The organism is Cupriavidus basilensis, from assembly GCF_008801925.2.
Lineage (GTDB): Bacteria > Pseudomonadota > Gammaproteobacteria > Burkholderiales > Burkholderiaceae > Cupriavidus > Cupriavidus basilensis.
The window spans coordinates 3505469-3517997 of sequence record NZ_CP062803.1 but is presented as its reverse complement, the minus strand read 5'-3'; the positions used below and the strand labels follow the sequence as shown (position 1 = coordinate 3517997).

General features: G+C 66.3%; 13 protein-coding genes, 1 other RNA gene and 1 riboswitch. Of the genes, 7 read left to right on the top strand and 7 right to left on the bottom strand.

Features of this window, described 5'->3' with window-relative positions; all coding sequences use genetic code 11:
- Positions 1-84 precede the first annotated feature (84 nt).
- The 6 genes from F7R26_RS16165 to F7R26_RS16140 all read right to left on the bottom strand — a co-directional run bounded on the left by F7R26_RS16165 (position 85) and on the right by F7R26_RS16140 (position 3659).
- Entirely contained in the window at positions 85-786 is a 702-nt protein-coding gene (locus F7R26_RS16165) for an SIMPL domain-containing protein (RefSeq protein ID WP_150983994.1), read from the bottom strand.
- A gap of 120 nt (positions 787-906) precedes the next feature.
- Positions 907-1719: a sulfite exporter TauE/SafE family protein gene (locus F7R26_RS16160; RefSeq protein ID WP_150983995.1), complete on the bottom strand. Its 813-nt coding sequence runs from the start codon at positions 1717-1719 to the stop codon at positions 907-909.
- A gap of 84 nt (positions 1720-1803) precedes the next feature.
- Complete coding sequence (locus F7R26_RS16155; protein ID WP_150983996.1) at positions 1804-2298, bottom strand: EVE domain-containing protein; 495 nt, start codon at positions 2296-2298, stop codon at positions 1804-1806.
- A gap of 183 nt (positions 2299-2481) precedes the next feature.
- Positions 2482-2692, bottom strand: a non-coding RNA gene (gene ssrS, locus F7R26_RS16150) — 6S RNA.
- 311 nt (positions 2693-3003) lie between these two features.
- Entirely contained in the window at positions 3004-3345 is a 342-nt protein-coding gene (locus F7R26_RS16145; protein ID WP_150983997.1) for a cell division protein ZapA, read from the bottom strand.
- On the bottom strand, positions 3342-3659 hold the full coding sequence (locus tag F7R26_RS16140; protein ID WP_150984211.1) for a hypothetical protein: 318 nt from the start codon (positions 3657-3659) through the stop codon (positions 3342-3344). Before F7R26_RS16140 ends, F7R26_RS16145 begins: the two co-directional genes overlap by 4 nt.
- A gap of 209 nt (positions 3660-3868) precedes the next feature.
- Positions 3869-4112: riboswitch (cobalamin riboswitch) on the top strand.
- 228 nt (positions 4113-4340) lie between these two features.
- On the opposite strand from F7R26_RS16140, the gene F7R26_RS16135 reads away from it, so the two are divergent.
- From F7R26_RS16135 to cobC, 7 genes are read left to right on the top strand one after another with little or no spacing between them, the layout of a single operon-like run.
- Positions 4341-6173: a TonB-dependent receptor plug domain-containing protein gene (locus F7R26_RS16135; protein ID WP_416351335.1), complete on the top strand. Its 1833-nt coding sequence runs from the start codon at positions 4341-4343 to the stop codon at positions 6171-6173.
- 15 nt (positions 6174-6188) lie between these two features.
- On the top strand, positions 6189-7187 hold the full coding sequence (locus F7R26_RS16130; protein WP_150983999.1) for a FecCD family ABC transporter permease: 999 nt from the start codon (positions 6189-6191) through the stop codon (positions 7185-7187).
- A 5-nt stretch (positions 7188-7192) separates the two neighbouring features.
- Positions 7193-8029, top strand: coding sequence for an ABC transporter ATP-binding protein (locus F7R26_RS16125; RefSeq protein ID WP_150984000.1), 837 nt, complete (start codon positions 7193-7195; stop codon positions 8027-8029).
- Positions 8022-8663, top strand: a complete 642-nt coding sequence (gene cobO, locus F7R26_RS16120; protein WP_150984001.1) for a cob(I)yrinic acid a,c-diamide adenosyltransferase — start codon at positions 8022-8024, stop codon at positions 8661-8663. Before F7R26_RS16125 ends, cobO begins: the two co-directional genes overlap by 8 nt.
- Positions 8664-8720: 57 nt before the next feature.
- Entirely contained in the window at positions 8721-9761 is a 1041-nt protein-coding gene (gene cobT / locus F7R26_RS16115; RefSeq protein ID WP_150984002.1) for a nicotinate-nucleotide--dimethylbenzimidazole phosphoribosyltransferase, read from the top strand.
- Between the two features lie 41 nt (positions 9762-9802).
- Positions 9803-10567, top strand: coding sequence for an adenosylcobinamide-GDP ribazoletransferase (locus F7R26_RS16110; protein WP_150984003.1), 765 nt, complete (start codon positions 9803-9805; stop codon positions 10565-10567).
- On the top strand, positions 10552-11127 hold the full coding sequence (cobC, locus tag F7R26_RS16105; protein WP_150984004.1) for an alpha-ribazole phosphatase family protein: 576 nt from the start codon (positions 10552-10554) through the stop codon (positions 11125-11127). Before F7R26_RS16110 ends, cobC begins: the two co-directional genes overlap by 16 nt.
- A gap of 476 nt (positions 11128-11603) precedes the next feature.
- Here cobC and F7R26_RS16100 read toward each other — a convergent pair whose 3' ends face one another.
- Positions 11604-12527 carry a cobalamin-binding protein gene (locus tag F7R26_RS16100; RefSeq protein ID WP_150984005.1) on the bottom strand — a complete coding sequence of 308 codons (924 nt, stop codon included), beginning with the start codon at positions 12525-12527 and terminating at the stop codon, positions 11604-11606.
- Between the last annotated feature and the right edge of the window lie 2 nt (positions 12528-12529).

Below are 12529 nucleotides of genomic sequence, written 5' to 3'. Positions count from 1 at the left end.
CGCTTGCGCGGCAGGGGCCTTGTTCCGTGCCTTCTTCCTTTTGCCTTCTGCCTTGATCCTTGAGCCTGTGGCTTTGGACGGCGCTTACTTGAGCATCTGCACCGAGCCGTTCACGGTCACGGTGACCTGGGCCTTGCCGCCCTCGACCGGCACCGGCGCGGAATCCGCCATCATGGCCTTGGCTGCGTACATGCGCGGCATCGGTTGCACCGCGCCAACCTCGCCTACCTGCACTTCACGGATGGTGTAGCTGCCGTAGCCGAACAGCTTGGTGGTAGCCTGGGCCTTGTCGCGGAACGAGGCCACGGCCTGCTCGGTCAGCTTGGTCTCGGCCGCCTGGCGGGCTTCGCGCGAGAGCGAGAAGCTGATGTTCTGCACCTGCATCTGGCTGGCGAGCTGCCCCGCGAGCTTGGACACGGCGGTGAAATCGCGCGATTCCAGAATCACCTCGGCGCGGCCGCGCCAGGTGCTGATGCGCCCGTTCTTGTCGTTGGACGGATAGATGGTGAAGCCGCCCGATTGGGCCTGCACGCCACTGGTACGCTTGGCCTGCGCGATCACGTCCGCCGTCTTTGCCGACAGCGCCGAGGAAATCGCACCCGGTTCCGCGCCTTCCTGCTCGGCGGCGAGCGTCAGGTGCACCACGTCGGTCGGCACTTCGGTGGCGGCCTGGGCGGACAGCGTCAGCACGCCGGCAGGGGCCGGGTCGTGGCTAGGGCCGCCGCCCTGGGCGGAGGCAACCATGGCGGTAGTACCGAGCAGCGTGGCGGCAAGCAGATGTTTCATTGGATTCTTCCTTGTCAGACGATGGGTATCAGACGCGCCGCCCAGGTGATCGTTCCGCTACGTCCCGTGCGACCTTGTATCTACTTGTATCCGCGGGGTGCATCGCTGGCACCTGCAGCCTCAGAACGCGTGCCAGGCCTTCCACATCATGTAGGCCGACAGGCTGAACAGCAGGCAGGCGAAGACTTTCTTCAACTGTGCGACATCCATGCGGTGCGCGGTGCGCGCGCCCAGCGGCGCGGTCAGCACGCTGGCCACCGCGATCACCGCCAGCGCCGGCAGGTAAATGTAGCCGAGTGAGCCGGCCGGCAGCCCGGTCTGGCCCAGCCCGCTCCACACGTAGCCGATCACGCTCGCCACCGCGATGGGAAACCCGAGTGCGGCCGAGGTGGCCACGGCATTGTGAATGGGCACGTTGCACCAGGTCATGAACGGCACCGAGACAAAGCCGCCGCCCGCGCCCACCAGGCTGGACAGGAAGCCGATCACGCCGCCCGCACCCAGCATGCCCGGTGTGCCCGGCAGTTGCCGGTGCGGGGCGGGCTTGCGGTTGCGCAGCATCTGCCACGCCGAAAAGCCCACGAATACAGCGAACAGTAGCGACAGCCAGCTGGTCTTGAGCGCCGCGAAGACCTTGCCGCCGCCGATCATGCCGCCAATCAGGATGCCGGGCGCCAGGGCCAGCACCAGCTTCCATCGCACCATGCTGCGCTTGTGGTGGGCGCGCACCGAGGACAGCGAGGTAAACAGGATGGTCGCCATGGAGGTGGCGATGGCCATATGGACGATGGCCTCAAGGGGGAAGGCCAGGGCGGTAAACAGCAGCGTGAGGAAGGGCACCATCAGCATGCCGCCGCCTACGCCAAGCAGGCCGGCGCAGAAGCCGGTAAAGGCGCCGAGCAGCAGCAGCCCGGGAATCAGGGAAAAGCTCATGACGCGGAATCGACCTTGTTGGCGTTGTAGTTATGTCGTCGGCAGCCATTGTTTCATGCCGCTGCTGTCGCCGCCGTTGCCGGGCTAGCGCATCAGCCGCGTGGTGATGAAACGCCATTCGGCCGGGGTCACCGGCGTGATCGACAACCGGTTGCCGCGGCGTAGCACGACCATGTCGGCCAGTTCGTCATGCGCGCGCAGGTCGGCCAGCGAGATCAGCGGGCCCTTGCCGACAAAGCGCACGTCAACCAGCATCCAGCGCGGGGCATCCGGCTTGGCGGCGGCGTCGTAGTAATCGCTCTTCGGGTCGAACTGGGTGGGATCGGGGTAGGGCTGCGAGCAGACCTCGGCCAGGCCGGCAATGCCGGGCTGCGGGCAGGAGGAGTGATAGAACAGCACGCCGTCGCCGATTTGCATGCCGTCGCGCATGAAGTTGCGCGCCTGGTAGTTGCGCACGCCGGTCCATGGCAAGGTGCCGCGTTCGGCTAGCGTATCGATGCTGGCCTCGTCGGGTTCCGACTTCATCAGCCAGTACTGGCGGGCGCGCGCGGCGGTATTGGCTTGCGTGGATCGGCTCATGGGCGGGCAGGGCGGGCGTGACGTTGGCGACAGCGATATGGTGCAGCAAGCACGGCCAAAAGAAAACCGTCTGGCGGGTGTGGGCCGTGGCGCAAAAACAGAGGAAGGGCACTGCGGAAGCAACGCAGGTCAACCTGCGCCACAAAAGGAAAAGGCGGTGGTTGAATAACCACCGCCTTTAGAGGGGTCCCCGCCTCGGCCGCTGGATCGGCATCCTGAACCCAAGTGAGGTTCAGAGTGGCTGCGGAAGCCGCATTTCGGGTACATCACCGGTTCAGGGAGTCCAGACTGCAACTATGAACCATGCGACGCGCTCGCCCACACGGCATAATCCCGCACCAACAAATGCTTATCGGTTCAAGGAATATGATCCTGACGAACCAGGCAGGGAAACTGTCAAACGTCTGACTTTTTGCACTGCCAAACGCGTACTGCTTTGGCATGGCTGTCAGACGTTTGCCGTTTCTAACTTGGATGGGATGAAAACGGCGGTCAGGCGCGATAACCCGACCTAAGGTGCCGCAACTATGTGGCTTGGTGCGGCTTGGCTCCACTATACACCGCGAGGCTTTCCATACCAAGCCCGTCTTTGCGTGTCGTTACATTTTGCTGACGCGCGCGGCATGTGGGGCACATCGGGCCGAAATCACGGGCGTATTGCCGCCTGCCTGTGCCGTGCGGTACACCGCCGGCACAGGCAGGGCATCAGTTGCGCGGCACGGGCGAATTGGTGCCCACATGCGCGTACTGGCGCAGGGCTTCGTCCGCGCGCTCGTTTAGCTCGCGAATGCGCGCACGCACTGCATCAACGGGAATCGCGCCATCGTCTTGCTGCTTGCGCTTGAGCGCGAGCAGGTCCGAGGCGATGCTGATCGCGGCCATCACGGCAACGCGTTCCACGCCCTTGGCGGATACCCCGCCCTTGAGCCGGGTCATCTGGCCGTCTACCAGTGCCGCGGCCTCCAGCAGCGCGGCCTCGTTGTCGGCGGCAATGGCGAACCGGTAGGACTGGCCGGCAATGTTGACCTCGACTTGCTTATTGCTCATGCGTTTTCTCCGGGTCCCTTCTGTTCGGCGCGGCTGGCCGCATCGCCTTCGCCCAGCAGGTCGAGCTGGCGGGCGTCGCTGGCGGTGGGCAGCTTGTCCAGGATCGACTGGATGCGCAGCTGCGCTTCCTCGATCTTGATATTGAGCAGCTCGCGGTCGGCGGCCATGGCTTCACGGTCGCCGCGCAGCTGGCTGGCGTCGGCCTGCAGGCGTTCGATCTCCTCGCGCAGCCGCTGGTTCTCCGCCGCCAGGGTATCGGCATGGTGCAGCACACGCCCGATCTTGGCGGCGAGTTGTTCGAGTTCGGTGAGCATAGAGCCTGTCATATCTAGGGTCTCGGGTTTTGGGATTTTAGCCCAAGCGCTATCGTGCGGACGGCGAACGCAGACGTGTGTGACCGGGCCTGCGTGCCGAAGTTGCATGCATCGTCGTTTAACGGCATCCGTGGCGACGGCTTTATGCCTGTTTCCGGGCGCTTTCCCCGTGTTTTGCCGCGGCATTGACGCTTGCCTCGAAACTGCCTACACTCGCGCACGTTCCAGGTGCTCGTAATCCTATTCACTACAGGGTTGCAGTTCAACGGGAAACAGGGAGCCAGCCGCCGCCGCCAGGGCAGGGCCGAGCCAACCTGTGCTGCCCCCGCAACGGTAAGCGACCGTGATCGCAAGATCGCAAGGCCGACCACTCAGCCACTGAACCGCAAGGTTCGGGAAGGCGGTCGGACTGGTGTCGTCAGCCCGGATACCGGCCTGGATGAGAGTGCGCCGCCCTCCGCTGCTTTTTGCCGCGCAAGCCAGCGGCGTGCTTCGTCGCCAGACGGTCCGCGGGGGAACGGACTAGGCAGCTCTCTCCCACTTCGCATCATGCGCTTTTCGCCCTCCACGTCGAGCCGTCCGGCATTGCCGGCGCGCCGTCACACCACACCCGTTTTCGTCTCGCGGCAACTGCCCGCCGCGCTTGCCGCCTGGCTTGCCATGAGCGCGCCAGGCGCGGCCATGGCCCAGTCCGCTGCGCAATCCGCTGCGCAACCCGCGCCAGACGCGCAACTCGACCCGGTGGTGGTCACTGCTACCCGCACTGCACAGCCTTTGACCGACGCGCTGCCGCATACCACCGTGGTGACCCAGCAGGATATCGTCAACTCGCAAGCCGTCGACCTGCGCTCGCTGCTGCGCACGCAGGCCGGTGTGGAGTTTGCCGCCAACGGCGGCCTGGGTGCCAATACCAGCCTGTTCATGCGCGGGGCCAACTCCAACCAGACGCTGATCCTGATCGACGGCATGCGGATCTCGGCGGCCAGCAGCGGCACGGCCCAGCTCTCGAATATCCTGCCCGACCAGATCGACCATATCGAGATCGTGCGCGGCAATGTCTCGGCGCTCTATGGCTCGGATGCGATCGGCGGCGTGGTGCAGATCTTCACCAAGAGCGGCGCGGGCCAGGCCCCAGCGGCCAACGCGCAGATCGAGTACGGCAGCAACAATACGCGCCAGGGCACGGTGGGCTACGGCGGCCAGGTGGGCGATACCTCGTTCAATATCACCGGGTCGGCAGTCAAGACAGACGGCTTTTCGGCGATCAACGCGGCCCAATGGAACGGTGACAATCCGGCCAAGGCAAAGAAGGGCATGGGCCCGAACCCGAACGACAACCCGTATGACAACAAGAGCGTATCGGGCCAGGTGAAGCATCGTTTCACCAGCGACTGGGATGCCGGCGTCACCGCCTACTACTCGAAGAGCAAGCTCTCCTACGACACCACGACAGGCAAACCGACCGATGTCTGGTGGATGAACAGCGAGTTGTACACCGTATCCGCCTTTGTCAACGGCAAGATTACCCGGGACTGGACCACGCATTTCAAGGTCGCGCAGAGCGGGGACAATAGCGAAAACACCTTGAACGGACTGTTCAACAGCAACTTCAACACGCGCAATCGCCAGTACACCTGGCAGAACGAATATGCGCTGGCGCCGACCCATAAGCTGCTGTTCGGCACGGAGTATGCGCAGCAGGAATTCAGCTCAAACACGTATGGCGCACCGGGCCGCAATATTGCGTCGGTGTTCGGGGGCTACGATGGCCGGCTGGGCAAGCACCAGTTGCAGCTCAATGTGCGCAACGACCACTACTCGGACTTCGGCAGCCAAGCCAGCTACTTTGCCGGCTATGGCTATAACGTGACCGAGGCGTTCAAGCTGATCGCCAACGCCAGCAATGCCTTTCGCGCGCCGACGTTCAACGAGCTCTATTATCCTGGCTACGGCCAGCCGGGCATCCAGCCCGAGCGCGCCAAGTCGGTCGAGCTGGGCGCGCAGTACAACACCGATGCTGCCGGCCTGCTGCGCGTGACGGCGTTCGAGACCCGCTACGACAACCTGATCACCTCGGCGCTGCAGCCCAACGGTCTGTACCTGGCGCAAAATGTCAACAAGGCCAAGGTGCAAGGCGTCGAAGCCTCCTGGCGCGCCAGGCTGATGGGCACCGATGTGGGCGCCAGCATCACCTTCCAGAACCCGGTGGATGAGCAGAGCAACACGCAGTTGCTGCGCCGCGCGCGCCGCCATGCCGCCTTCGACGTGGGCCGCCAGTTTGGCGACTTCCGCCTGGGCGGCGAGTGGATCATCTCCTCGACGCGCATGGATAGTGGCTCGCGCACGCTGGGCGGATACGGTATCGTCAACCTCAACGCCCGCTATAACATCGACAAGCAATGGTTCGTGGCCGCCCGTGTGGAAAACCTGTTCGACAAGAACTACCAGCTCGCCTATCCCTACAACACGCAGGGACGCGCCGGCTTTGTCACGCTTGGCTGGCGCCAGAAATGATGGTGGCCGCCTGACATGCGCCGCGCGCTAGCCGTCTGGCTGATGCTTGCCGCCGCCGGCGTGGCGGTGTTCCTGCTGTCGCTGGCGGTGGGCAGCGTGCCCTTGTCGGGTGCGCAGGTCTGGCACGCGCTGTTTGTCGGTGCCGACGATACCGCCGGGGCCATCGTGCGTGAGCTGCGGCTGCCGCGCGCGGCCGCGGCATTCGCTTGCGGCGGCCTGCTGGCGCTGACCGGCGCGCTGATGCAGGTGCTGCTGCGCAATCCGCTGGCCGAGCCCTATGTGCTTGGCGTATCGGGCGGTGCGGCCACCGGCGCGCTCACCGCCATGCTGATGATGTGGCCTCTGTGGACAGTGCAGGCCGGCGCGGCCGGCGGCGCGCTGTTCTCGATGGTGCTGGTGGCCACGCTGGCGCGGCGCGACCTGCTGCATCCGCAGGTGCAGGGCGGGCATCATGAGGCCGGCTCGCGCCTGCTGCTGACCGGCGTGATCCTGGCCGCTGGCTGGGGCGCGCTGATTACCTTGATCTTGAGCGTGGCGCCCGAGGCCCGTTTGCGCGGCATGCTGTTCTGGCTGACCGGCGACCTGGGCGGCACCGCCAGCTACGGCCTTGCGCTGGGTGCGCTGGCGCTGGCTGTGCTGCTGGCCATGCCGATGGCGCGCTCGCTCAATGCCATGCTGATGGGCGAGACCGTGGCGCAGGCGCTGGGCGTGCGCGTCGGCGCGGTACGCATGTCGGTGTTCGTGCTGGCCTCGCTGGCGATCGCGGTGGCCATTACCTCGGCCGGCTCGATCGGCTTTGTCGGGCTGGTGGTGCCGCACCTGGTGCGCCTTGCCTGGGGCAACGACCAGCGCCTGATGCTGCCTGCCTCGGCCTTGCTGGGCGGTACGTTGCTGATGGCGGCCGACCTGGTGGCGCGCACGGTGATTGCGCCGGCGCAGTTGCCGGTTGGCGTGATCACAGCGCTGCTGGGCGTGCCGACTTTCCTCTTTCTCCTGCTGCGCAGGCCGCGCTGACTACCATGCCGACCTGGAACGAACCCGTCACCGCTTGTCCGTCGCTGGTGCTGCAGTCCTTGCAATTGCGCGCCGGCGCGCGCGTGCTGCTCGATGGCCTGAGCCTGTCCATGCAGGCGGGCGAGCTGTGGTGCATCGTGGGCCCGAACGGCGTCGGCAAGTCCACGCTGATGTCGGTGCTGGCCGGGCTGCGCAAGCCGGACGGCGGCGTGGTGCTGCTCGATGGCTGCGCGCCGCTGCAGACGCCGCCCGCGGCCCTGGCATTGCGCCGCGCCTACCTGCCTCAGGCGGTGCACGACACCTTCTCGATGTCGGTGCGCGACGCCGTGGCGGTGGGCCGCCACCCGCATCTCTCCGGCTGGGGCTGGGCCGGCCGCGAGGACGACGCGGTGGTCGCGGCCGTGATGCGCGAGATGGATCTCGATGCGCTGGCCGGGCGCGACGTGCTGACCCTGTCCGGCGGCGAGCGCCAGCGCGTCTCGCTGGCCGCCACGCTGGCGCAACAGGCGCCGCTGCTGATGCTGGACGAACCCGCCGCCCACCTCGACCTGCGCCACCAGATCATGGTGCTGGAAACCCTGGCGCGGCTGGCCCGCGCCGGCCGCCACGCCATCGTGGTGATCCTGCACGACCTTAACCTGGCGCGGCGCTACGCGACCCATGCTTTGCTGCTGGCCGAAGACGGCCTGTGCCTGCATGGCCCCGCCACGCAGGTCCTGACCCCCGCGCATTGCTCGCACGCGCTGCGCACGCCCATTGTCAGCGTCAGCGACGGCCGCCATACCGCGCTGATTGCCGACGGGGCGTATTCTCCCGTACCGGACGAAACCCAACATGACTGAACCCAAAGCCCTTGAGACCTCCACGTCGGAAGACGCCGCCCGCGACGAGCGCCACAAGGCGCGCATGCTGCGCAAGAAGGATGTCGTGGATGCCAAGATTGCCGCGGCGCAGGACGAGCGCGGCGTGATCGTCATCACCACCGGCAATGGCAAGGGCAAATCCAGCTCCGGCTTTGGCATGGTGGTGCGCGCGCTTGGCCACGGCATGCAGGCCGGCGTGGTGCAATTCATCAAGGGCGCGATTCCCAGCGGCGAGGAATTGTTCCTGCGGCGCTTTCCGGAGCAGTGCGCCTTCCATGTGATGGGCGAGGGCTACACCTGGGAAACCCAGGATCGCGCGCGTGACGTGGCCAAGGCCCAGGCCGCGTGGGAGGTGGCGCGCTCGCTGCTGCGCGACCCGTCGATCGGGCTGGTGCTGCTGGACGAGCTCAATATCGCGCTCAAGCTGCATTACCTCGATGTCGACACCGTCATCGCCGACCTGCGTGCCCGCCCGCCGATGCAGCACGTGGTCATCACCGGCCGCGGCGCGCCGCCCGCGCTGATCGAGGCGGCGGATACCGTGACGGACATGACGCCAGTCAAGCATGCCTTCCAGCAAGGCATCAAGGCCCAACGTGGCGTCGAGATGTAAAACGTCTATTCTTGTTCCAGCGAATCGAATCTTTTCTCAGCCACACCAAGAAATACCATGCAGTTTCCCGCCATCACCCCGCTCGACGCCTCCCTGCGCCCGGCCCTGCAAGCCGCCATCGATGCCAAGACCAAGCCGCTCGGCGCGCTCGGCCGGCTCGAGGATCTGGCCTTGCAGATCGGCCTGATTACCGGCAGTGGCACGCCGGAGCTCAAGCGTCCCGCGGTGATCGTGTTCGCCGGGGACCATGGCGTGGCCGATGCCGGCGTGAGCGCCTATCCGGCCGAGGTCACGGCGCAGATGGTGCTCAACTTCCTGGCCGGGGGTGCGGCCATCAATGTGTTCTCGCGCCTGCACGGGCTGGCGCTGGAAGTGGTGGATGCGGGGGTGCGCGCGCCGCTGCCGTCCGCGCCCGGGCTGGTCAACTGCCGCATTGCCGCGGGCACGCGCAATTTTGCCTTTGAGCGCGCCATGAGCGCGGAGCAGGTGCAGGCAGCGCTCACCGCCGGCATGGCGCGCGTGCTGCGCCACGCGCAGCAGGGCAGCAACGTGATCGGCTTTGGCGAGATGGGCATTGCCAATACCTCGTCGGCTGCTTGCCTGGTGAGCCGGCTTACCGATACACCGATTGAGGACTGCATCGGCCGCGGCACCGGCCTGGACGACGCGGGCCTCGCGCGCAAGCGCGCGGTGCTGGCGCAGGCGCTGGCGCTGCACGCGGATGCGGTGGAGCCGCTCGATGTACTGGCCGCCTTCGGCGGCTTTGAGATCGCCATGATGACCGGCGCCTTCCTCGCCGCCGCCGCGAGCCGCATGGTGATCCTGGTCGATGGCTTTATCGCCTCGGCCGCGCTGCTGGTGGCGCAGCGCCTCGTGCCCGCAGTGCTGGAATACTGCGTGTTCTCGCATTGCTCGCACGAGCACGGCCACCGCCGCTTGCTGGATTGTTTCGGCGCCGAGCCGCTGCTGGCGCTGGACCTGCGCCTGGGCGAGGGCACCGGCGCCGCGCTGGCCTATCCGCTGGTCGCGTCCGCCGCGGCCTTCCTGCGCGAGATGGCCACCTTCGGCGCGGCTGGCGTCAGCACCGCGTCGGCGTAGGCCGCGGCACGCTCCCGCTACCTGGCCCAACGCACCCGCCCATGCTCGACGAACTTCGCTACTTCCTGACCGCCGTCGGCTACTTCACGCGGGTGCCGGTGCCGCGCTGGGTTGGTTTTGCGCCGCACTACCTGAACGCGGCGGCGCGTTACTTTCCGCTGGTGGGGTTGCTGGTTGGCGTGCTGGGCGCGCTGGCTAGCTGGGGCGCGCTGCAATGGTGGCCGCCGGGCGTGGCCTTGCTGATGGGCATGGCCGTGACGCTGCTGGCCACCGGCGCTTTTCACGAGGACGGCCTGGCCGACTGCGTGGATGCCTTTGGCGGCGGCTACCGGCGCGAGGACGTGCTGCGCATCATGCATGACTCGCGCATTGGCGCATTTGGCGCCATCGCGCTGGTGGTGGCGCTGCTGCTCAAGTGGCAACTGCTGGTGGCGATTGCCGCACGCAGTGGCATGGTGGAGTTGCTGCTGGTGCTGGTGGCCGCGCATGCGGCCAGCCGCGCCATGGCGGTGAGCTATCTTGCCACGCTGGACTACGTGCGTGCCGAAGGCAAGGCCAAGCCGGTGGCGCAGCGGCTGTCCGGCATCGGGCTGGGTTTCACGCTGCTTTGCGGTGGGTTGCCGCTGTTGCTGGTGTCGCCGCTGTTCGCTGCCGTGGTGATCGTTGCCTTGGTCGCGCTGCGCTTTTTGCTGGGGCGCTACTTTGTTCGCCGCATTGGCGGCTACACCGGCGATTGCCTCGGCATGGCGCAGCAGCTGGCTGAGTTGTTGATCTATCTGGTGGCGGCGGCATGGACCTGGTCCTGATCCGCCACGCGGCGCCCGAGGTTGCGCAGGGGATCTGCTACGGCGCGCTTGACCTGCCGCTGGCTCAGCCCGTTTTGCCCGAGCCTTCCCGCATGCTGCTGGCACTCGATGGCCTTGCGCCGCAGCGCATTGTTTGCAGCACGATGACGCGGGCTCGCGCTACGGCTGATTTACTTGCGCGGGATTTCGGTTTGGTGCCGCAAGCCGATGCGCAGTTGCGCGAACTCGATTTTGGCCGTTGGGAAGGCCTTGCATGGGACGCCGTGCCGCGCGCCGAGCTGGATGCGTGGGCTGCGGATCTGCTGCATGCGCGGCCGCATGGGGGCGAGACTGTCGCGCAGGCGATGGCGCGTGTGGCGGCCTGGGCTGATGCCTTGCCGGTGGAGGCTCCGGACCGGCTGTGGGTTGTTGCGCATGCGGGGCCGATGCGTATGCTGGCGGCGCACTGGCTCGGGGTGCCGCTGGCTACTACGCTGGGGTGGGATCTTGGTTATGGGGCGAGTTGCCGGTTTACTTTGAGTAGTGGTTTGGCGCGGTTGCGGTGGTGGAATCGGGTTTGAGGTTGTGGGTTGTGGGTTGTGGGTTGTGGGTGTTGGGTGATGACTGCAACTGCAACTGCAGTTTCACCGCCCCTGCGGGGCGGCGACCTACTTTCTTGTCTTGCCAAGAAAGTAGGCAAAGAAGGCGCGCCGGATGGGGCGACTACCCCCTCGGGCTTCGACGAAAAGAGCGGCCGGGACCCAAACTCGCATCGCCTTAAGGCGATACTCAGACATGGGTCCCTCTTTTCCGCTCTTTTCGCCGAATCCCGAGGCGCCCCATACGGCCTTGGCACACCTTCACGGCTCGCTTCGCATCGCGCTGGGGTGTTCCCCGCCTGAGGGCGGGTCACACGGCTACGCCGAATCGTTGGTCTGACGATGTCGATTCTGCTCCTGCTGGTTGGCTCCCCTCTCCCACTTGTGGGAGAGGGGCCGGGGGAGAGGGCGGGCGCTCGTTAAATACGAGATTTCAGACCTGACCCACTGTCTCGCTCTTACTGCGCTGGCCGTTTGCGCCTTGCGTTGTCCAGGTCCTTGCACACGATTTCCGCGCCTTGGACGATGCGTGGTCCGGCGCGGTTGACCAGGTCGCCGTCGATGGCGTAGAGGTTGCCGCGCGCCACGGCGGTTACCTGTTTCCAGCGCTCCCACATGGCGAAGTCGGGCAGCGGCCGGTCGGAGCGGGTTGCGCCCATGCTGGCGGTCATCATGACTTCCGGGTTGCCGGCTACCACGGATTCCACCGAGACCGTCGGCACCAGCAGCGCTTCGTTGGCGAACAGGTTGCGCCCGCCGCATAGCGCGAGCACGTCGCTGATCAGGTGTTGGCCGCTGAGCGTCATCAGGGGTTGTTGCCATACCTGGTAGAACACCGTCACCGGCGCACGCGCCGCATAGGTCTGGCGCAGCTTGTCGATCTGCTGGCGGAAGCTGGTGGCGGCGCTGTTGGCGGTGGGCTCGGTGCCGAGCAGCACGCCCATTCTCTCGATATTGCTGGGGATGCCTTCGAGCTTGCGCGGCTCGCTGTAGAACAGCGGCAGGCCGAGCGCACGCAGGCGGTCGGTTTGTTTCTGCGCATTGCCGTGGCGCCACACCACGATCAGGTCGGGCTTGAGCGCGGCGATGCGTTCGAGATCCAGCGCCTTGTTGTCGCCGACGCGCGGGATGTCGCGGGCCTGTGGCGGGTAGTCGCTGTAGCTTACGGTGCCGACGATGCGCGAGCCGCCGCCGGCGGCGTAGAGCATTTCGGTGACGTGCGGCGCGAGCGAGATCACGCGGCGCGCGGGCTGGTCCAGCGTGACGGTCTGGCCGGCGTCATCGACCACGGATACAGCGGCGCCGGCTTGGCTGCAAAGGGCGCTGCCCAGCAGCGTGGAGAGGACCAGCAGGGCACGGGTAGTGATCGAGGTAGGGGTCATCG

Excerpts from the sequence above, each read along its gene's own strand:
- F7R26_RS16165 (WP_150983994.1), bottom strand. The coding sequence starts at position 786 with ATGAAACATCTGCTTGCCGCCACGCTGCTCGGTACTACCGCCATGGTT.
- F7R26_RS16160 (WP_150983995.1), bottom strand. The coding sequence starts at position 1,719 with ATGAGCTTTTCCCTGATTCCCGGGCTGCTGCTGCTCGGCGCCTTTACC.
- F7R26_RS16155 (WP_150983996.1), bottom strand. The coding sequence starts at position 2,298 with ATGAGCCGATCCACGCAAGCCAATACCGCCGCGCGCGCCCGCCAGTAC.
- F7R26_RS16145 (WP_150983997.1), bottom strand. The coding sequence starts at position 3,345 with ATGAGCAATAAGCAAGTCGAGGTCAACATTGCCGGCCAGTCCTACCGG.
- F7R26_RS16140 (WP_150984211.1), bottom strand. The coding sequence starts at position 3,659 with ATGCTCACCGAACTCGAACAACTCGCCGCCAAGATCGGGCGTGTGCTG.
- F7R26_RS16135 (WP_416351335.1), top strand. The coding sequence starts at position 4,341 with ATGGCCCAGTCCGCTGCGCAATCCGCTGCGCAACCCGCGCCAGACGCG.
- F7R26_RS16130 (WP_150983999.1), top strand. The coding sequence starts at position 6,189 with ATGCGCCGCGCGCTAGCCGTCTGGCTGATGCTTGCCGCCGCCGGCGTG.
- F7R26_RS16125 (WP_150984000.1), top strand. The coding sequence starts at position 7,193 with ATGCCGACCTGGAACGAACCCGTCACCGCTTGTCCGTCGCTGGTGCTG.
- cobO (WP_150984001.1), top strand. The coding sequence starts at position 8,022 with ATGACTGAACCCAAAGCCCTTGAGACCTCCACGTCGGAAGACGCCGCC.
- cobT (WP_150984002.1), top strand. The coding sequence starts at position 8,721 with ATGCAGTTTCCCGCCATCACCCCGCTCGACGCCTCCCTGCGCCCGGCC.
- F7R26_RS16110 (WP_150984003.1), top strand. The coding sequence starts at position 9,803 with ATGCTCGACGAACTTCGCTACTTCCTGACCGCCGTCGGCTACTTCACG.
- cobC (WP_150984004.1), top strand. The coding sequence starts at position 10,552 with ATGGACCTGGTCCTGATCCGCCACGCGGCGCCCGAGGTTGCGCAGGGG.
- F7R26_RS16100 (WP_150984005.1), bottom strand. The coding sequence starts at position 12,527 with ATGACCCCTACCTCGATCACTACCCGTGCCCTGCTGGTCCTCTCCACG.